Origin of the sequence: Brevundimonas sp. UBA7507 (assembly GCF_002478355.1) — a bacterium.
In the GTDB taxonomy this organism is placed as follows: Bacteria; Pseudomonadota; Alphaproteobacteria; order Caulobacterales; family Caulobacteraceae; genus Brevundimonas; species Brevundimonas diminuta_D.
On sequence record NZ_DLNP01000011.1, the window covers coordinates 194,276 to 213,983 of the forward strand.

Annotated in this window: 16 protein-coding genes and 1 pseudogene; 3 read left to right on the forward strand and 14 right to left on the reverse strand. The window is 68.0% G+C overall.

The features are described 5' to 3' along the window. Positions 1–93: 93 nt before the first annotated feature. The 5 genes and pseudogenes from B3D50_RS06685 to B3D50_RS06700 form a co-directional block, all read right to left on the reverse strand. Entirely contained in the window at positions 94–720 is a 627-nt protein-coding gene (locus B3D50_RS06685) for a M23 family metallopeptidase (RefSeq protein ID WP_286950305.1), read from the reverse strand. A 195-nt stretch (positions 721–915) separates the two neighbouring features. Next, entirely contained in the window at positions 916–2,718 is a 1,803-nt protein-coding gene (locus tag B3D50_RS06690; RefSeq protein ID WP_286950307.1) for an autotransporter domain-containing protein, read from the reverse strand. Positions 2,719–2,817: 99 nt separating this feature from the next. After that, positions 2,818–4,047 carry a phosphoglycerate dehydrogenase gene (gene serA / locus B3D50_RS06695; RefSeq protein ID WP_349680854.1) on the reverse strand — a complete coding sequence of 410 codons (1,230 nt, stop codon included), beginning with the start codon at positions 4,045–4,047 and terminating at the stop codon, positions 2,818–2,820. Positions 4,048–4,182: 135 nt separating this feature from the next. Continuing rightward, positions 4,183–4,707: pseudogene (locus B3D50_RS15750) on the reverse strand (HAD family hydrolase); the annotation flags it as partial. Positions 4,708–4,804: 97 nt separating this feature from the next. Further along, the gene (locus tag B3D50_RS06700) at positions 4,805–5,335 is read right to left on the reverse strand and encodes a hypothetical protein (protein ID WP_052748047.1); all 531 of its coding nucleotides are present in this window, start codon (positions 5,333–5,335) and stop codon (positions 4,805–4,807) included. A 188-nt stretch (positions 5,336–5,523) separates the two neighbouring features. Here B3D50_RS06700 and B3D50_RS06705 point away from each other — a divergent pair, with 188 nt between their 5' ends. Beyond that, positions 5,524–6,456, forward strand: a complete 933-nt coding sequence (locus B3D50_RS06705) for an Hsp33 family molecular chaperone (protein WP_286950311.1) — start codon at positions 5,524–5,526, stop codon at positions 6,454–6,456. A gap of 4 nt (positions 6,457–6,460) precedes the next feature. Here the strand turns inward: B3D50_RS06705 and B3D50_RS06710 are convergent, their stop codons facing one another. The 7 genes from B3D50_RS06710 to B3D50_RS06740 form a co-directional block, all read right to left on the reverse strand. After that, positions 6,461–7,180: a CPBP family intramembrane glutamic endopeptidase, BDIM_20840 family gene (locus B3D50_RS06710; RefSeq protein WP_286950312.1), complete on the reverse strand. Its 720-nt coding sequence runs from the start codon at positions 7,178–7,180 to the stop codon at positions 6,461–6,463. 324 nt (positions 7,181–7,504) lie between these two features. Further along, complete coding sequence (gene phoB / locus B3D50_RS06715) at positions 7,505–8,194, reverse strand: phosphate regulon transcriptional regulator PhoB (protein WP_003165711.1); 690 nt, start codon at positions 8,192–8,194, stop codon at positions 7,505–7,507. A 45-nt stretch (positions 8,195–8,239) separates the two neighbouring features. Next, positions 8,240–8,986, reverse strand: coding sequence for a phosphate signaling complex protein PhoU (gene phoU, locus B3D50_RS06720; RefSeq protein WP_003165712.1), 747 nt, complete (start codon positions 8,984–8,986; stop codon positions 8,240–8,242). Between the two features lie 10 nt (positions 8,987–8,996). Then, positions 8,997–9,869, reverse strand: coding sequence for a phosphate ABC transporter ATP-binding protein PstB (gene pstB / locus B3D50_RS06725; protein ID WP_286950316.1), 873 nt, complete (start codon positions 9,867–9,869; stop codon positions 8,997–8,999). A 5-nt stretch (positions 9,870–9,874) separates the two neighbouring features. Further along, positions 9,875–11,170: a phosphate ABC transporter permease PstA gene (gene pstA, locus B3D50_RS06730; protein ID WP_286950318.1), complete on the reverse strand. Its 1,296-nt coding sequence runs from the start codon at positions 11,168–11,170 to the stop codon at positions 9,875–9,877. Beyond that, on the reverse strand, positions 11,163–12,593 hold the full coding sequence (pstC, locus tag B3D50_RS06735) for a phosphate ABC transporter permease subunit PstC (protein WP_286950320.1): 1,431 nt from the start codon (positions 12,591–12,593) through the stop codon (positions 11,163–11,165). The genes pstA and pstC overlap by 8 nt, the downstream gene beginning before the upstream one ends. A gap of 163 nt (positions 12,594–12,756) precedes the next feature. Further along, positions 12,757–14,154, reverse strand: coding sequence for a sensor histidine kinase (locus B3D50_RS06740; RefSeq protein WP_409516089.1), 1,398 nt, complete (start codon positions 14,152–14,154; stop codon positions 12,757–12,759). A 147-nt stretch (positions 14,155–14,301) separates the two neighbouring features. Here B3D50_RS06740 and B3D50_RS06745 point away from each other — a divergent pair, with 147 nt between their 5' ends. Next, positions 14,302–16,632, forward strand: a complete 2,331-nt coding sequence (locus B3D50_RS06745) for an ATP-binding protein (protein ID WP_286950322.1) — start codon at positions 14,302–14,304, stop codon at positions 16,630–16,632. Between the two features lie 28 nt (positions 16,633–16,660). Here B3D50_RS06745 and B3D50_RS06750 read toward each other — a convergent pair whose 3' ends face one another. Both B3D50_RS06750 and aceA read right to left on the reverse strand, forming a co-directional pair. Further along, on the reverse strand, positions 16,661–16,870 hold the full coding sequence (locus B3D50_RS06750) for a hypothetical protein (RefSeq protein ID WP_286950324.1): 210 nt from the start codon (positions 16,868–16,870) through the stop codon (positions 16,661–16,663). Between the two features lie 29 nt (positions 16,871–16,899). Further along, positions 16,900–18,177 (reverse strand): isocitrate lyase, encoded by a 1,278-nt coding sequence (gene aceA, locus B3D50_RS06755; RefSeq protein ID WP_286950326.1) that lies wholly within the window; start codon positions 18,175–18,177, stop codon positions 16,900–16,902. A gap of 169 nt (positions 18,178–18,346) precedes the next feature. On the opposite strand from aceA, the gene B3D50_RS06760 reads away from it, so the two are divergent. Further along, positions 18,347–19,708 (forward strand): helix-turn-helix domain-containing protein (locus tag B3D50_RS06760; protein WP_286950327.1); only part of this gene is annotated, 1,362 nt, incomplete at its 3' end.

A 19,708-nucleotide genomic window follows, 5' to 3' on the forward strand; every position in this document is an offset into this window, starting at 1 on the left:
AAGCCCAAGGATCGAATCTAACGGCAGCGCGCAGGCAATGGAAAGGGTATTTTACATTACGGTTTGGTCATGATGCCGCGCCGTCTAATGCGGTCAGACCGGGGCCTTCACCCGGATGTCGAAGCTCTGGCCGACGATCTTGGCAGGATCGACCTGACCGCCGTTGCGACGCACCTCGAAATGCAGGTGGGGGCCGGTCGAATAGCCGGTCGAACCGACCAGGCCGATGCGCTCGCCCGCCGTCACCGTCTTGCCGGTGTGAACGTCGATGCGGCTGAGGTGGGCGTACAGGCTGGTCATGCCGTTGGGATGCTGCAGCTCGATGAAGTTGCCGTAGCCGCCCGCCTGATAACCCGCGCGCAGCACCTTGCCCTCGGTCGTGGCGAAGACGCCGGTGCCGGTCGGGGCGGCGACGTCCACGCCCCTGTGGGCCCGCGCCTTGGCCTCGATCGCCAACTTGCGCAGGCCGAAGGGCGAGTTGATGCGATAGCCCTTCAGCGGGGCTTCAAAGACGATCTTGCGGGTGACGGGACCGGCAGGCTCCGCCACCGCCTTCACCGGCGGAGCGATGGGCGCCGAAACCTCGACGACCTTCTCGGGCGAGGCGGCGATCATGCCGACAGGGGCGGCCGCCATCGCCAGGATCGCAAGACCGGCCAGAGCGCCTGTCTGACCGAAACGGATCACATGCGGCCGCACGGCCGGGGGAACTAAACGCATACTCTAACGACTCATTTTGAGCGCATCGTCAGCGCGGAGGAGCCGTCAGAAAGGCGCGAAACACGCGCACAGGCAGCGAAAACTCAACGTCGCCGACGGCCGGAATTGACCGTCTTTTGCAATTTCACCGGGACATGAATGGGGCGTTCCGAGGGCGACACGGGGTCGCACCTCGGAAACCTTCGTTTTCCAGACCTAAAGCGGCAGGCTCAGTTTCACCGCCGCCATATGGCTGTCGGCATGATCGCCGAAGCGGCCCTTGTAGCCGATCGACACCTTCAGCCGGTCCATGACCGTGCCCTCGATCCCGGCGGCGCCCAGCACCTGCCCCCCGAACGGCAGATCCACGTTGCGGGCCAGAACCTGGGCGGGATTGCCCAGGATGCCGGTGCGTACGGCGTCGCTGTCGTCGCTCAGGCTGTCGCGATAGCCGCCCTCGGCGTAGAAGCGGATCCGCTCGGTCCCGCCCTCGGCGCGCAGGGCGATCTCGGCCGTCGTCGCCTGCACCGAACGGTCGGCATAGGCGTATTGCGCCGCCGGACCCTGTTCATAGAATCCGTCCACGTCGGCGTTGATCCAGGCCACCGCCGCGCGCGGCGACAGGGCGAAACCGCCCATATCGAACCACATGCCGCCCTGGAGACGCGCCCCGGTCGAGACGCCGCGCGTCGAGCCGCTGTGGACGATCGGCGCCAGACTGGTCAGGCGGTTGACGTCGTTGAAGTCGTCCTGGGCCACGCCCGCCGCCGCATTGAGGAAGACATCACCGGAGCGCCAGCCGCCGTAGACGTCCAGCCCGAAGCTGTCGATGTCGGCGCGCAGGGCGCCCGCATCCACGTCCGCGTTGCGATAGGAGCCGGCCAGGCCGAAGCGCAGGCTTTCCGTCCCGCTTTCCAGCGCGATGCGCACGCCATAGCCGTCGGAAGTCGCCTTGCCGATGGCGCCGCGCGCATCCGTCTCGGTCTTGTCGGCCAGCCCCTCGACTGAGATCGAGGTTCCGCCCGTCCACGCCTCACGCCCCGACAGGGCGGCGGTCGAGCCGTCCAGAGCGTCCTCGCGGTGCCGCCAGGCCGTCTCGCCCAGCACCGCCGTCTGGCTGCCCAGATCGCCGTAGTAGAGGTAGTCGTTCGCCAGACGCGCGATCACCGCATGGCCCTTGGCCGTCGGGTGAACCCCGTCGAAGTAGAAGTAGTCGTCCGGGTTCGCGCACAGCGTCACACCGTTGAAGCAGGCCTGGGTCACGTTCGACACGCCGAAGGCGCTGGGGTTGGCCGAAATCACGTCCCCGACCTTGAACAGGTCCATCAGGATGATGTTCGTCCCCGGCCGCGCCGCCGCCGTCGTGTTCAGCCCGGTCAGCAGAGCCCCGTTGAACGTCGTGACGGCGTAGTCGGCCAGCGGCGCGGCGGGCGTGCCTCTGAACTGCGGCGTCAGACTCAGCTTGGGCAGGTTGGTGACCAGCACGGTCCCCGCCCCGGCTTCGGCGATGCCGTTGACGATGAAGTTGATGTCCGCCGCCGCGCTCTGCGCCACAGGGGCGATGGAGCCGGTCGGGTTGGGCGAAGCCCCCGCCGCCGGGAGACCCTGGAAGATGTTGTTCGCTCCGCCCAGAACGCTGACCAGATCGTTCGCGCCGAACTTGCCGCCGCGTTGCAGATACTGACCCAGTTGCAGCCGCATCCCCAGCGGCTGGGCCTGGCTATCGGTGCGCGCGCCGCCGAAGGCGTAGTTGATGCTGCCCGTCACCGGCCCCATGAAGTTGGCGGCGGTGAAACCCAGCCGCTCGGTGAACACCGGCCCGTTGGAGAATCGCCCCGCGCCATAGGGCGGCGAGGTCGGCGTAGTTCCGCCCGTCGCCAGATACAGGTTGCCGTTGTCCGACAGGCTGTCGCCGAACACCACCAGACGGTTGTAGCTCTGTGCCGAGGCGGCCCCGGCGGCGGATACGGCGGCCAGGCTCAGAGCAGCCAACGCCGCTCCGCGAAGAAGACGAGACATCGATTTCCCTCCCATCGACCGTCCGTATGCGGTCGTTATCCGCCACTCTGCGCCGCTTTTCGCAGGACGCAAGATGACGTGACGGAAGGTGATCGACGATCAGTGCAGCCGACGGAAGCGGATCGTGCCCGGAAGCTGCTTCAGCGCCGTCAGCGCCTCGCGGTCGTAGTCGCGATCCACGTCGGTGATGACATAGCCGGTCCGCTCGTCCGTCTTCAGGTGCTGGCCCAGGATGTTCAGCCCCGCATCCGACAGGGCGCGGTTCAGCTCGGCCAGCACGCCCGGCTGGTTGCGGTGGATATGCAGCAGTCGGTGGGCGCGCGTCACCTCGGCCAGCTGCACGTTGGGCAGGTTGACGCAGAAGGTGGTGTCGCCCCGGTTCAGATAGCCCAGCAGCCGCTCGGCCGCGAACTCGGCGATGGCTTCCTGCGCCTCTTCGGTCGAGCCGCCGATGTGCGGGGTCAGGATGGTCTTATCCAGGCCGACCAGAGGGCTGTCGAACGGGTCGGCGTTGGTGCGCGGCTCCTCGGGGAAGACGTCGACCGCCGCCCCGCCCAGACGGCCGGACTTCAGCGCCGCCGCCATCGCGTCCACATCGACCACATGGCCGCGCGAAAGGTTCAGGAACAGGGCGCCCGGCTTCATCCTGGCGAACTGGTCGGCGCCGATGATGGCGGTGTTTTCCTTGCGGCCGTCGACGTGCAGCGTCACCACGTCCGCCTCGGCCAGCAGGGCGTCCAGCGAGCGCATCCGCCGCGCATTGCCCAGCGCCAGCCGTTCCGACAGGTCGTAGAACAGCACCCTCATGCCCAGGTTCTCGGCCAGCACCGACAACTGGCTGCCGATAGCGCCGTAGCCGACGATGCCCAACGTCTTGCCGCGCACCTCGCGCGATCCCGTGGCCGACTTGTTCCACACGCCCTTGTGCATTTCACGCGACTTGTCCGCCACGTCGCGCATCAGGACGATCATCATGCCGATGGCCAGTTCGACCACTGAGCGGGTGTTGGAATAGGGGGCGTTGAACACGGCCACGCCCTTGTCCGCCGCCGCGTCGAGATCGACCTGATTGGTGCCGATGCAGAAGGCCGCCACGGCCATCAGCCGGTCCGCCGCATCCAGCACCCTGCGCGTGACATTGGTCTTGGAGCGGATGCCCAGGACGTGCACGCCCTTGATCGCCTCGATCAGGTCGTCCTCGTCCAGCGCGCCCTTCATGGTCTCGACGGTATAGCCCGCCTCCTCCAGCCGCTCGACGGCGGCGGGGTGGACGTTCTCCAGCAGCAGAATGCGGATGCGGTTGCGCGGATAGGACCAGCGCCCGGCCACGCCCTCGGCGTACAGCACCTCGTCCAGAGAGGCAGAGGCGGCGTCGGCGGCCTCGATCACCTTGGCGCGGCTGACGATCTCGGTGAAGGCGTAGAAGCGGTCGGCAGCGCCCTGAATCTTGACCTCGGCGTCGGTCCAGCCGTCACCGACCATGACCACCGGCCCTTCCAGGGTCAGCGCGCGGATCACCTCGGGCTTGCCGTTCTCGCGCGACAGCGGGTTGGCCGTGTCCACGCCCGTCACGCGGCCTTCGTCGTCATAGATCAGGTCGTTGGCCAGCACATGATCGGACGCCACGCCCAGCCGCTCGGCCAGGGGAGCGATCACCTCGCGAAAGCCGCCCGACAGGATGTAGATGCGCTCGGCGTTGCGCTGGAAGAAGTCGACGTTGCGGCGAATGGAGACCGTCGCCTCGTCCAAGATGCGATCGGTCAGGGTCTCGACGTGTTCACGGCGCAGCGCCAGCAGGTCCAGCCGCTGCTTCAGCGCCTCGCCGAAGCCTATGCGGCCGTTCATGGCGTCGTCGGTCAGGGCCGCGATCCGGGCCTTGCGCTCGGCGGCGTCCGGCGCATCCTTCAGCGCCAGATCGGCCAGCGCCTCCAGCGTTTCGATGCGAACCAGGGTGGAATCGAAGTCGAAGATGAAGACGGGCGAGATCATGCGCGGGCTCTAGACCTTCTTCGCACCCGCAGCAATAAAAAGGGGCGCCGCAGCACCCCTTTCCGCATATTTTTTCCATTTACGGCGAAAAACCGGCTTAGCGGCCGCCGTTTCCGGCGCGACGACGGCTTTCCAACGCCGCCGCGCCGATGGCGGCGGCGATGGTGGCCACAGCCAGAAGGGCGCCGCCTTCCTTGGCGTGATCGCGGGCGAAGTCGCCGGCGTCCTCGACATAGCGGCGCGCCTGCTTGGTGTAGCGGCGCATCGGACGGCGCGATTTCTTCCTGGTGCGGCGGTACCAGTCGTCAGCCCGATCCCGCGCCTCGGCGCCGAAGCGGCCCGCGCGATCCTGGGCGTAACCGCCCAGATCGGCCGCACGGTGGGTCAGGTCGTCCGCGCCGTCGCGCACGCCGCGCGCGATGTCGTCAAAGCGATGACGCAGGGCCTCGGCGTCGAACCAGCCGCGCGGGTCGATGCGGGTCTTGATCCGCTCATAACGCGTCGGGCCGGTGCGTTGGCTCAGCAGGATGGTCGCCAGACCCACGCCCGCCAGCACAGCCACCACCCCCGCCGTGATTCCGGGATGCTTGCGGACTTCGTCCACGACGTTGAACTCACGATCCATCATGTCAGACCTCTCGGGAAGGAAACGGTTTCATCTAAGGGAGCGAGCTTCAGCACAAAGGGTTCCCTTCATCCGGTCAAGCTTGTCGCCGCCGCGCGCGGTCGTGACGCAGGCGACACGCCCTCCCCTTACCAAGCCGCCCGCGGCTCCCTATGTTGCGCCGCTTCCGACAGTTTTCAGGATTTCACGCCGTGACCGATCACGCGCCCGACGCCCCCATCGCCGCCCCGACGGACGACTTCGCCGCCGCCTTCCAGATCGAAGGCTGGCCGGTGCGCGGCCGTCTGGTCCGCCTGGGCGAGGCGGTCGACAAGATCCTTTCGGCCCACGCCTATCCCGAGCCGGTCGCCGCCCTGCTGGGCGAAGCCTGCGTCCTGGCCGCCATCGTCGGTTCGGCGTTGAAGTTCGACGGCCGCCTGATCGTTCAGGCCCAGGGCGACGGGCCGGTGCGCTATGTCGTGGCCGACTACGGCACGGACGGCCATCTGCGCGGCTTCTGCCGGTTCGACCCGGAAGAAGTGGCCAAGGCGTCTGAAGGCTTCGCCCGTCCGGGGGCCAAGACCCTGCTGGGCGGCGGCGTCTTCATCATGACGGTGGACCGCGGCGCCGACTTCGAACGCACCCAGGGCGTGACCCCCATCGAGGGCGAGAGCCTGTCGCTGTGCGCCGAACACTACTTCACCCAATCCGAACAGGTGCCGACCAAGGTTCGCCTGGCCGTCGGCGAGGTCGAAACCGACGCGGGCCGCGCCTGGCGCGCGGGCGGGGCGATGATCCAGGTCATCGCCGGCGACGAGTCGCGCGGCTCGACCGAGGAAGTGTGGGAGCGCACCCGCGCCCTGTTCGCCACCCTGGGCGACGACGAGCTGATCGATCCGACCATCAGCGCCGAGACCCTGCTGTACCGTCTGTTCCACGAGGACGGCGTGCGGCTGGAAGGCGCCAAGGCCCTGGCCGCCGTCTGCCGCTGCTCGAAGGACCGCATCGCCACCGTACTGCAGTCCTTCCCGGCCGAGGAACGCGCAGAAATGGTCGAGGACGACGGCAAGATCCGCGTGACGTGCGAGTATTGCTCGACCAACTATGAGATCGACCCGGCCGAGCTGGAAACGGCCGAGGCCTGATCCCTCAGACCAGCATGAAGACGGCGTTGCCGTAGTTGTGCAGCAGGACCGGCAGCAGCACGCTGCCGGTCTTCTCACGCAGCCAGACCAGCAACAGGCCCGCCAGCCCCGTCGTCGCCATCGGCGCCCAGTCGAAGGTGAAGCCGCCGTCCTGATAGCCCAGGGCGTGGGTCAGGCCGAACGCCAGCGCCGTCAGCGCCGCGCCCCAGCCCATTGGCGCGCCCAGCACGTGGACCGGCCGCCCGAACGCCTCGTTCAGCATCAGCAGCAGCACGCCGCGATAGAAGATCTCCTCGTCCAGCCCCGGCATGGTCAGTTGGAAGGTCAGGCTGTCGGCGTCGAACCCCTCGCCCGGCATCGCGATCGCCAGCCCAAGAAACAGCAGGACCAGCAGGCCCGACAGGATCAACGCCCCCTTCAGCCCCTGCCGGTCCTGATGCAGGGTCAGGCCGCTGCGCCGCCACCCCACGATGGGCAGACTGGCGACCGCCAGGGACAGCAGCACGGCCAGCGTCTTGCCCTCCCAGTTCCAGCGCGAGGGTCCGAAATCCAGCGGGATATGGCCATAGCCGCGCGTCAGCACGGCGTCATAGACTGCCATCAGCAGCAGAGCTGCGGCCAGCCAGCCCCAGCGCACCTTGCCGCGCGACAGCACGGCCGCCGCCCCGCTCGCCAACGCAACCGCGCCGACCCAGCCTGACATGGCGATAATGGCGTCCGGCATGGCTCTTCCCTCCCCCGATGCGACGTCGTCGTTCAGAGGCGGCGGCATGGGCCAGCAGATGCAGATGAAGAAAAGTTAAGCTCCTGCTCCCCGCCCCCACACGCCCGGGCTTTGCCCCCATACGCGCCGTTTCCCGCCTCTACACGCCGTCATCCTCGGGCTTGACCCGAGGATCCAGGGCGACGGCGCGCTCACCCGTTCAACGCCGTGCAGGCGGACGGCTGGATCCTCGGGTCAAGCCCGAGGATGACGGCAGGGATGGGACGCCGTGGCGCGTCGTAGAGCGGTGTGGAGCGACGTGGCCCGCGCCGCAGGAGGCGCCGCCTAGTTATTCAAATCCAGCGAATAGCCCGCCGAGCGCACGGTGCGGATCGGGTTGACCGTGCCTTCGACGTTCAGCGCCTTGCGCAGGCGGCCGACGTGGACGTCCACCGTGCGGGCCTCGACATAGACGTCCGAGCCCCAGACCGCGTCCAGCAGCTGCTCGCGGCTGAACACCCGGCCCGGATGCTTGAGGAAGTGGTCCAGCAGGCGGAACTCCGTCGGCCCCAGATGAACTTCGCGGCCCGCGCGGCTGACGCGGTGGGCGACGCGGTCCATGATGATGTCGGCATGATTGACCCGGTCGTCGGCCAGGCCCGGACGGATGCGGCGCAGCACGGCGCGGATGCGCGCGGTCAGCTCCGTCATCGAGAAGGGCTTGGTCATGTAGTCGTCGGCGCCGGTGTCCAGGCCGCGCACGCGGTCCGTCTCTTCGCCGCGCGCGGTCAGCATGATGATCGGCAGGTTGCGGGTCTCGGCCCGGCCGCGCACGCGACGACACACCTCGATGCCCGATAGCTTGGGCAGCATCCAGTCCAGCAGGATCAGGTCGGGGGTGCGCTCGTCGATCTGCAGCATCCCCTCCTCGCCGTCGGCGGCGACGGCCACGTCATAGCCTTCCTTCTCCAGATTGTACTGGAGCAGGGTGGCCAGGGCGTCCTCGTCTTCCATCACCAGGATATAGGGTTGCACGTCAGCCTCTCCGGTTCGTCGAAGTCGTCAGCGATGTAGGGGGGATCAGTCGTCCGCCGCGTCGGGAGACGCGGACAGGTGCGGGGTCGGCGTCGGCTCTTCGCCGGGACCGGGCACGGCCTTCGGCCGCTCGCCCAGCATGTCCTCGCCCGTGATCTCATAGTGGACCGTCTCGGCGATATTGGTCGCGTGGTCGCCGATCCGCTCCAGGTTCTTGGCCATGAACAGCAGGTGGGTGCAGGCCGTGATCGTGCGCGGGTCGCCCATCATATAGGTGAGCAGTTCGCGGAACAGGGCGTTGTAGTGCTCGTCCACCTCGTCGTCGGTCTGCCAGACCGACAGGGCGCGCTCGATCTCAGAGGCCGTATAGGCGTCCAGCACGTCGCGCAGGCGGTTCGACACCAGCCGTCCCATCCGCTCGATCGAGCGGGTCAGGGGCTGCATCGGCTCGGCCTCGGCCAGGATCAGCGCCCGCTTGGCGATGTTCTTGGCCAGGTCGCCGGTCCGCTCCAGGTCCGAGGCCAGCTTCATGGCTCCCAGCGTCCGGCGCAGGTCGCTGGCGACCGGCTGGCGCAGGGCGATCAGGCGGATCGCCTTCTTCTCAATGTCGCGATGCAGGGCGTCCAGGCGGTTGTCGCGCTCGACCACCGCCTTGGCCAGAGCCACGTCGCGGCGGGCGACGGATTCGATGGCGTCCGCCACCTGGGCCTCGGCCAGGCCGCCCATGCGGACCACCTCGGCCGTCAACTGGTTCAGCTCGTCGCCGTAAGCCTTGACCGTATGCTGGTTCATCGTCGCGTCCTCAGCCGAAGCGGCCGGTGATGTAATCGAGCGTGCGCTTTTCGCGCGGGTTGGTGAAGATTTCTTCGGTGTCGCCGGTCTCGACCAGCTTGCCCATGTGGAAGAAGGCCGTGCGCTGCGACACGCGGGCCGCCTGAGCCATCGAGTGGGTGACGATGACGATGCAGTAACGCTCGCGCAGTTCGTCGATCAGTTCCTCGATCTTGGCCGTGGCGATCGGGTCCAGCGCCGAGCAGGGTTCGTCCATCAGGATGACTTCGGGTTCGACCGCGATGGCGCGGGCGATGACCAGACGCTGCTGCTGACCGCCCGACAGGCCGGTGCCCGGCGAGTGCAGGCGGTCGGCGACCTCGTCCCACAGACCGGCGCGCTTCAGCGACTTCTGAACGATCTCGTCCATCTCGCCCTTGGTCGAGGCCAGGCCGTGAATCTTGGGCCCATAGGCCACGTTCTCATAGATCGACTTGGGGAAGGGGTTCGGCTTCTGGAACACCATGCCGACCTGGGCGCGCAACAGCACCGGGTCGATCTTCCTGTCGTTGATGTCCGCGCCGTCCATGTCGATCCGGCCGGTCACGCGGGTGCCGGGGATGGTGTCGTTCATGCGGTTCATCGTCCGCAGGAAGGTGGACTTGCCGCAACCCGACGGGCCGATCAGCGCCGTCACCGTCTTGTCCGGAATCTCCAGCGAGACGTCGAACAGGGCCTGCTTCTCGCCATAGAAGACGCAGACGTCGCGCGCGGCGATCTTGATCGGGCCCAGCGGGGCCGAGGCGTGGGCGCCGACGGCCGGGGCGGTCGACAGGGTGGCGGCTTCAGAGGGGGCGGCGCCGGTCGACGAGCCGTCGGGAGCGCGGAAGGTGCGGGACTTCATAAGATTTACCACCGGCGTTCGAAGCGACGGCGCAGCAGGACTGCGGCGGCGTTCATGACGATCATGAAGGCGAGAAGGACAAGGATGGCGGCCGCCGTCCGTTCGTGGAAGGCGCGCTCGGACGCATTCTCCCAGATGTAGATCAGCGACGGCAGGGCGCCGACGGGCTCGTCGATGGCGTGCGGCACGCCCGGCACGAAGCTGATCATGCCGATCAGCAGCAGCGGCGCCGTCTCGCCCAGCGCATGGGCCATGGAGATGATGGCGCCGGTCATCACGCCGGGCATGGCCAGCGGCAGGACGTGGCCGAACACCGTCTGGGTGCGGCTGGCGCCCATGGCCAGGGCCGCCTCGCGGATCGACGGCGGCACCGCCTTCAGCGACGAGCGGGTGGCGATGATGATGGTCGGCAGGGCCATCAGCGCCAGCACCAGACCCCCGACCAGCGGACTGGCGCGCGGCAGGTGCATGAAGTTGATGAACAGCGCCAGACCCAGCAGGCCGTAGACGATGGACGGCACGGCGGCCAGGTTGTTGATGTTGACCTCGATGATCGCCGTGATGCGGTTGCGCGGGGAGTATTCCTCCAGCCAGACGGCGGCGCCGACGCCGACCGGAATGGCGATCAGGGCCGTCACCATCAGCATCAGGGCCGAACCGACCACGGCGCCCAGCAGGCCCGCCAGCTCCGGTTGGGTCGAGTCGCCCTTGGTGAACAGGGCCGCGTTGAAGTGGGCGCGCACCGCGCCCGAGGCCTTCATCCGGTCCAGCCAGTCCATCTGCTCATTGGTGACGCGGCGCTGGTCCTCGGGCTGATCGCGGGTGATTTTGCCCTTCAGATACATCTCGGCGTCGTCCGACAGCGGCGCGGCGACCGGCACGGTCTGGCCCAGCAGGCTGGGCTGGCGCGCGATCATCTTGGCGGCCTGGAACTTCAGCTCCGAGGACAGCAGGGCCTTCATGGTCGAGGCCTTGGTTCCCTGTTCGTCGTCCTGGATTCCCAGACGGCGGATCTGCTGCTCGGCGACGATCTGCTCGAAATTGGCGCCTTGCGGATAGGAACGGTCGATCCGCGCCGGGTCCATGTAGACCGGCAGGGTCACGGTATGGGCGTAGAAGGCGGTGTAGCCCTGGGTGACAATGCTGCCCAGCAGGATCACCAGGAAGGCCAGAGCCACGCCGATGGCCGCGCGGCCGTACCAGCGGAAGCGGGTCTCACGCGCATAGCGGGCGCGCAGGCGGCTTTTCAGACGCTGGGTGCGCGGGCTGACGCCGGTCGAGGGAGAGGCGGCGTCAGTCATACTGTTCCCGATAGGCTTGCACGATGCGCATGGCGACGATGTTCAGCATCAGCGTGACCACGAACAGGGTCAGCCCCAGGCCGAAGGCGGCCAGGGTCTTGGGGCTGTTGAACTCCTGGTCGCCGGTCAGCAGGGTGACGATCTGGACGGTGACGGTCGTGACCGTCTCCAGCGGGTTCAGGGTCAGCTTGGCGGCCAGACCGGCGGCCATGGTCACGATCATGGTCTCGCCGATGGCGCGCGACACGGCCAGCAGCAGGGCCCCGGCCACGCCCGGCAGGGCGGCGGGCAGCAACACCTTCTTGATAGTCTCGGACTTGGTGGCGCCCATGGCATAGGAGCCGTCGCGCAGCGACTGCGGCACCGCGTTCAAGATGTCGTCCGACAGGGAGCTGACGAAGGGGATCAGCATGATCCCCATGACCGCGCCTGCGACCAGAGCCATCTGGTTCTGCACCAGCGACAGGTAGAGGCCCAAATCGTTGAACGGCCCGCCGATCAGCATCTCACCGATGCCGTTGAAGAAGACGCGCAGAGCCGGCCCAACGGTCAGGGCGGCGAAGAAGCCGTAGACCACGGTCGGCACCCCGGCCAGAACCTCCAGCGCGGGCTTGACCAGGGCGCGGGTCTTCTTGCCCGAATACTCCGACAGATAGACCGCCGAGAACAGGCCGATCGGCGCCGCCACCGCCATGGCGATGGCCATGATTAGGAAGGTGCCCGCGAACAGCGGCACGGCCCCGAAGGCGCCCGACGACCCGACCTGATCGGCGCGGATGGCGATCTGCGGGCTCCACTTGGTGCTGAACAGGAACTCGGTGATCGGCACCATGCTGAAGAAGCGCAAGGAATCGATCACCAGCGAGAAGATGATGCCGACCGTGGTCAGCACCGCCACCGCCGAACAGGCGAACAGGACGCCGGTGATCCAGCCCTCGACCTTGTTGCGCGCGCGCAGGTCCGGGCGAATGCGGGTGAAGACGAACAGGCCGCCCAGCACGGCGGCGATCAGGGCGGCGACGCCCCCGCCCCAGTTCAGGGCCGCGGCGATGCGGTGGGCGCGGCGACCCTCGGCCGGCAGCTCCTCGGCGTAGGGCGCAGGCCAGATCTGGCGCGCCTCCTGCCCCGCCCCGACCAGACGGGCGTCGGCGAAGAAGGCTTCGCGGCGGAACGGCTCCAGCTGGGTGACGCTGTCAGGCGCGCCCGCCCGCATCATCTGCTGCTCGATGGGCGTGGAGAAGATCGAGGCGGCGATCAGCATCGCCAGGGCCGGAACACCGACCCAGATCAGGGCGTAAAGCCCGTGTTGGCCAGGACGCGAATGCGACTTCGCACCCTGGCTCCGACGAACGGCCAAGGCCCGCCCGGCCACATAGGCCAGGACGGCGAAGGCGATCAGCAGCAGCAGGAAAATCCAGATCATCCGGTCCGATCAGCGCAGGAATCAGCAACGCGCCGGGTTCGGTGCGTTTCGGCCGGGAAACTGCCTGCGATACGTCAGCGGATTAAGACGACTGGATGACAGTTCTGTTACGACGCCCAGCCGCAATGTCGCAGCTGCATGACGATCGCTCCGAATACGGACCTCACGCCTCGGATGCAGGAGCCAGCGGGAAACAGGCCGCGAAGATCGCTCCATGCCCCGGCGCGCTGTCCACTGACAGGCCGCCCCGGTGACGGATGATGATGTGGCGCACGATGGCCAGGCCCAGGCCCGTGCCCTGCCGATCGCCGCTCTTCTGGCCCTCGACGCGATAGAATCGCTCCGTCAGGCGCGGCAGGTGCTCGCGCGCCATGCCCGGCCCGTGGTCGCGCACGGTGACGACGGCGTAGCGCTGGCCCGTCTCGCGGTCCGGGGTCGCCAGCGACAGGCGGTTGCCCTCGGGCATTCGCGCCGCCATGGCCTCGTCCAGGGTGCGGTCGATCTCGATGCCGACCTCGATGGTCCCGCCCGCGCTGGAATATTTCAGGGCGTTGTCGATCAGGTTCTGCACCACCTGGGCGATCTCGTCCCGGTCGCCGGTCACGGCCGCGCCGCCGTGCGGCAGCTCCGCATGGATCGTCACCTGACGCTCGCGCGAGAGGACGCTGACCGCATCGACCACATCGGCCGTCGCCCGCGCCAGATTGACCCGCCCCAGGGGCGCGATGTGTTCATTCAGCTCAATCCGGCTCAGCGACAGCAGATCGGCCACCAGCCGCCGCATCCGGTCGGCCTGAACCGCCATGATGTCGAGGAATTTGTCGCGCGCCTTGGGGTCGTCCTTGGCGTGGCCCTTCAGCGTCTCGATGAAGCCCGACAGCGACGCCAGCGGCGTGCGCAGCTCATGGCTGGCGTTGGCCAGGAAGTCGACGCGCATCTTCTCCATGCGGCGCACGTCCGTCTCGTCGCGCAGGGCCAGCAGCGCCAGCATCCCGCCGCCCCAGGCCGAATCCTCGCGTGCGGGCAGAGGTCGGATGAAGGCGCGCCAATGCCGTTCCTGAACGCCGCCGCCGACATAGTCGACTTCAGCTCCGACGCCGCCGAACAGGGCCTCGTCCACCGCCTCCAGCACGCGCGGCTCGCGCAGGACCGAGACCAGCAGCCCGCCGCCCGTCCCGTTCAGCTTGAACAGCTCGCGCGCCGCCGCATTGGCCAGGGCGATGCGGCGGCCGGCGATGTCGTCCGCCTCGCCTCCGCTGATGATCAGCAGCGGGTCGTCCAGCGCCTCGAACACATCGCCCAACAGGGCCGCGTCCGGTCCCAGATCGACCCCGCGCGGCTCGAATTCCATCTCATCGGCGGCCGGCGGCGGATTGCGGTTCACCAGCCAGGTCGCCAGCGCGACCGCGACGGCCCCCGCCGCCAGCCATCCGGCCAATTCCGGCTTCATCACGGCCAGAACCGCCATCACCAGGATGGCCACGCCCCCGCTGGCGCCGGCCGTCCACAAACGGGACGACGCTGTAGGCGCAACGGGAGACGGAGAGTGATCGTAAGGCATTTCGACCGACGTTATCTCATTCTTCAGCAGCTCGACCTAGACTGGTCCGTCGGCAGCCCGCTGAGTCGGCCGGTTCGACGCACGGGATGTGTAGCTTGGTTTCTTCACGGATTTACGGCGGAACGGTTTAGGGGCTGAGGGCGCATCATGTTGGACGGTGTTCTGAGCTGTCTGGTTGAACGCCACGACTGGCGAATCGCCGCTTTCGCCATCCTGGCCTGTGTTTTCAGCCTCGGCATCGCCTTGTTGCTGTCCGAGCGTGCGCGACGCCTGTCGCCCCGAGCACGCCGCGCCTACACCCTGTCCGCGCCCCTGGTCGGCGGATTGGGCGTATGGACCACCCATTTCATCGCCATGCTGGCTTACGACGTGGGCGTCGAGGTCCGCTACGACGCCCTGCAGACCTTCCTGTCGCTGGTGATCGTGGCGGCCGCCTTCTGGATCGGGATGCAGTTGCACCTGATCGGCCCGGCGGATGCGAAGCTGCGGCGTCGATGGGGGCTGGTCGCCGCAATCGCCGTCACAACCGGCGTCGCGGCCATGCACTTCGTCGGCATGGACGCCATGCGCCTGTCCGGCGCGGTGCTGACGTGGAATGCGCCGCGCGTCATTCTGGCCGTCGCGGGCGGGCTGGTCCTGTTCAGCACGGTCGTCTTCCTGCCGCCCCTCGGCCGCTGGAAGCAGTTGGCCGCGGCGACCGCCCTGACCGCCAGCGGCGTCGCCTGGCTGCACTTCATCGCCATGACCGCCGTGAGCCTGACGCCGGCCCCCGGCGTGATCCTGCCCAGCGACGCGGCGAGCGCCGTCGTCGTCGCCCTGTGGATCGGCCTGGGCGTGACGTTGACTGTCGTCGTGGCGGCCTTCTTCACCGGCATGATCTGGTGGTCGCGGCGCAGCGTTCTGGGTCAATTGCTGGAAGCCGTCCACGCCATGCCCGACGGCGTCAGCGTCTATGACGCCGATGACCGGCTGATCCTGTGGAACCAGCGCTACAGCGAGATCGCCCCTCACCTGCAAGGCGTGCTCAGGCCCGGCGTCTCCTTCCGGGAAATATTGGAGGCCGGGATCAGAAGCGGCGTCTATCCCGACATCGTGGGCCGAGAGGACGCCTGGATCGAAGAGCGGCTGGCCTGCCGCCGCATCGCCACCGCCCCGCGCGAGATCAAGGTCGCCGACCGTTGGCTGCGGGTTCAGGATCGCCCGACCGTCGGCGGCGGCGCGGTCACGGTCTGCTCGGACATCAGCGACCTGAAACGAGACGCGGCCGCCCTGGCCGAAGCGCGCGATGCGGCAAACGCCGCCAATCGCGCCAAGAGCCGCTTCCTGGCCAATATGAGCCATGAGATCCGCACGCCCCTGAACGGCGTCATCGGGGTGGCCCAGGCTCTGACCCGCACGAAACTGTCACAGCATCAGCAGGAAATGCTTGAGCTGATCCAGTCCTCCAGCCGCACCCTCCAGACCCTGCTCAGCGACATACTGGATCTGGCGCGCGTCGAATCCGGGCGACTGGAGCTGAAGGAGGAACCGCTCGACCTCGCCCGGACGGTGGAGGAAGCCGCTCTCCTCTACGCCGCCGCCGCGCGCGACAAGGGCCTGCAGTTCATTGTCGAGGTCGCGCCTGAGGCGCAGCGTTGGATCTATGGCGACGCCGTCCGCCTGAAGCAGGTTCTGACCAACCTGGTCTCCAACGCCGTTAAGTTCACCGCCTCGGGCTTCGTCAGCCTGACCGTCGACGCCGTCCCGGCCGAAGCGCCCCAGACCTTGCGTTTCGTCGTCCAGGACACCGGGATCGGCTTTGACGCCCAGACGCAGGCCCGGCTGTTCAACCGCTTTGAACAGGCCGACGGCGACATCACCCGCCATTACGGCGGCTCTGGCCTGGGCCTGGCGATCTGCCGCGAACTGGCGGCCATGATGGGCGGCGACCTGGGCTGCGAAAGCGAGCCGGGCGCGGGCGCCGCCTTCATTCTCAGCCTGCCGCTCAAGCCGGCTCAGGCGCCGCCCGTCCCGCTTCGACCCGACCGGCAGGACGCCGACACAGCCGTCGCGGCCGTGGTCGACCAGGCGCCGCGCCGCCTGCGCATCCTGGCCGCCGACGATCACCCGACCAATCGCCGCGTCGTCGAGCTGATCCTGGACAGCGCCGTCTTCAACCTCGTCTCGGTCGAGAACGGGGCCCAGGCCGTCGAAGCCTACCGCGCCCAGACCTTCGACCTGGTGCTGATGGACATGCAGATGCCGGTCATGGACGGTCTGACCGCCGTTCGCGAAATCCGGCTGCACGAGTCCGTCCTGGGCCTGCCGCACGTTCCCGTCGTCATGCTGACCGCCAACGCCCTGCCCCAACATCTGGACGAGGCCCTGGCCGCCGGCGCCGACCGCCATATGGCCAAGCCCTTCAGCGTAGAAGACCTGCTGGCCATGGTCGCCGACCTGACCGCACAGACGCCTCAGGCCGCGGAAGCCGCGGCCTGAGGTCTCTTTCTTCCAATATCGAGCCGGCTCACTCGTAGCCGTGCGCCGCCTCGTTGATGACCTGGCTGGGCATGGTCGAGAAATCCACGCTCAGCGGACGGACCGCCTTGGCTTCGAAGGTCTTGAGGACGTGCTCCAGGCGGCGGCGCACCTCGCGCTCGGCCTCGGTCGATCCGTCCAGCGCCAGCGGCGCCAGGCAGAAGTCGATGACGGCTTGCGGACGGGTCATGGGCTCCATGTCGTTTCCTTTCCTGTGAGGCGTGGAACTCAGGCGGCGTGGAACTGGGCCGTCTCGGTCGAGTCCTTCAGGGCCGTGGTCGAGGACTGGCCCGAGGAGATGACCGTGGCGACATCATCGAAGTAGCCGGTGCCGACCTCGCGCTGGTGGCGCGTGGCGGTGTAGCCGGCGGCCTCATTGGCGAACTCGCGCTGTTGCAGCTCGGAATAGGCCGCCATGCCGCGATCGCGATAGCCCGAGGCCAGCTCGAACATCCCGTTGTTCAGGCTGTGGAAGCCCGCCAGCGTCACGAACTGGAACTTGTAGCCCATGGCCCCCAGCTCGCGCTGGAACTTGGCGATGGTGTCCTTGTCCAGCTTGGCTTCCCAGTTGAACGAGGGCGAGCAGTTGTAGGCCATCAGCTTGCCCGGATATTTCTTCTGGACCGCCTCGGCGAACTTCCTGGCGTCGTCCAGATCGGGGTGCGAGGTCTCCCACCACAGCAGGTCGGCGTATTTGGCGTAGGACAGGCCGCGCGCGATGCAGTGATCCAGACCCGTGCCCGGCTTCAGACGATAGAAGCCCTCGGGCGTGCGGTTTTCGCGGTCGATGAAGGGGTGGTCCCGCTCGTCGATGTCCGAGGTGATCAGTTGAGCCGACTCGGCGTCGGTGCGCGCCACCGTCAGGGTCGGCGTGCCGCAGACGTCGGCCGCAAGACGCGCCGCGATCAGGTTGCGCTCATGCGCCTGGGTCGGGATCAGCACCTTGCCGCCCAGGTGGCCGCACTTTTTCTCAGACGCCAGCTGGTCCTCGAAGTGGACGCCGGCGGCACCCGCCTCGATGAAGGCCTTCATGATCTCGAAGCTGTTCAGCGGGCCGCCGAAACCGGCTTCGGCGTCGGCGACGATGGGGGCGAACCAGTCGCGCTTGGCGCCGCCCTCGGCGTGTTCGATCTGGTCGGCGCGCTGCAGGGTGCGGTTGATGCGGCGGCACAGTTCCGGCGCGGCGTTGGCCGGATACAGCGACTGATCCGGATACATGGCGCTGGCCGTGTTGGCGTCGGCGGCGACCTGCCAGCCCGACAGATAGATGGCCTTCAGGCCCGCACGGACCATCTGCATCGCCTGGTTCCCGGTCACGGCGCCCAGGGCGTTGATGTAGGCCTCCGAGTGCAGCAGCTCCCACAGACGGTTGGCGCCGCGCTCGGCCAGCGTATGGGTGACCGGCACCGAGCCGCGCAGACGCAGAACATCCTGCGGCGTATAGGGGCGCTCGATGCCGTCGAAACGGCCGGCAGGCGAAGGAACCAGATCGGCGAAGGTCGTCATGTTCGTCTCGGTCTCGATAAGGCGCGGCCTTAAGAAGGAAGAATGGGCCGCCGTCCCGAAGACCTGAACACGCCGCCGTCATGATTGACACAGCGACAGCCGCATCATTCAAGTCAAACAGTCACATCATGACACTTGCCATGAAGTCATGATGTGACATCATCGCGCCATGAACGCCGCCGCTGATCGCAAGCTGTTCCTGGGCGGCCGCCTCAAGCGGCTGCGGCGCGACCTTGACCTGTCCCAGACGGCGATGGCGGCGGACCTGGGCGTCTCGCCCTCCTATCTGAACCATATCGAGCGCAACCAGCGGCCCGTCTCGGCCCAGCTGCTGCTGCGCCTGGCCGAAACCTATGACGTCGACCTTCGCAACCTCGGCCAGTCCGGCGGACCGGCGTCAGAGGCGGAACTGGCCGAGGTCTTCGCCGATCCCCTGTTCCAGGGTCTGGCCGTGCCGCGCCACGAGATCATGCAGCTGGCCGAGGATCAGCCCGCCGCCGCCGACGCCGTGCTGCGCCTCTATCGCGCCTTCAGCGACCGCCGCGTACGCGACCGGGCCGAGATCGAGGCGGGCGGCGGCGCGACCCCGACCGACAGTCCTTCGGAATGGGTGCGCGAATACGTCCAGTCCCGTCACAACCACTTCCCCGACCTCGATGCGCTCGGCGAGGCCCTGCACGACGCCCTGCGCGCCGAAGCCCCCGCCCCAGACGAAGGCTTCGAGGCGCTGGCCCGCGCGCGCCTGTTCGCCCGCCACGGCCTGACCGTCCGCACCCTGCCCGCCGAGGTCATGGTCGAATGGACCCGCCGCTTCGATCCGCATCGGGGCCGCCTTCTGCTGTCCGACACGCTCGGGCCGTCCTCGCGCGCCTTCGCCGTCGCCAATCAACTGGCGCTAATGGAGCACGGGCCTGAGCTTCAGGCCCTGACCGAGGCCGCAAACGCCCCCGACGCCCCGACGCGCAACCTGCTGAAGGCCTCGCTGGCCAACACCCTGGCCGCCGCCGTGCTGATGCCCTACGCCGCCTTCCAGCGCACGGCGGAGGAGACCGGCTATGATCTGGCCCGGCTTCAGGCTCGCTTCGGCGTCGGCTTCGAACAGGTCGCGCACCGGCTGACCACCCTGTCGCGGCCGACGGCGCGGGGCGTGCCCTTCTTCCTGATGCGGGTGGACCAGGCTGGCAATGTGTCCAAGCGCTATGCGTCGGGCGCCTTTCCCTTCTCGCGTTTCGGCGGGGCCTGTCCCCGCTGGCGGCTGCACTCGGCCTTCCGCACGCCGGGCCGCATCGTCACCCAGATCATCGAGACGCCCGACGGATCGCGCTGGTTCACCCTGGCCCGCACCGTCGACCGTCAGGGCCAGGACGCCTTCACCGAGGGGCACGACCTGGCCATCGGCCTAGGCTGCGAGCTTCGCCACGCTCACCGCCTGATCTACGCGCGCGGCCTGGACCTGCAGAAGCCCGAGGTCACGCCCATCGGCCCGGCCTGCCGCCTGTGCGAGCGCCACCCCTGCGCCGAACGCGCCGCC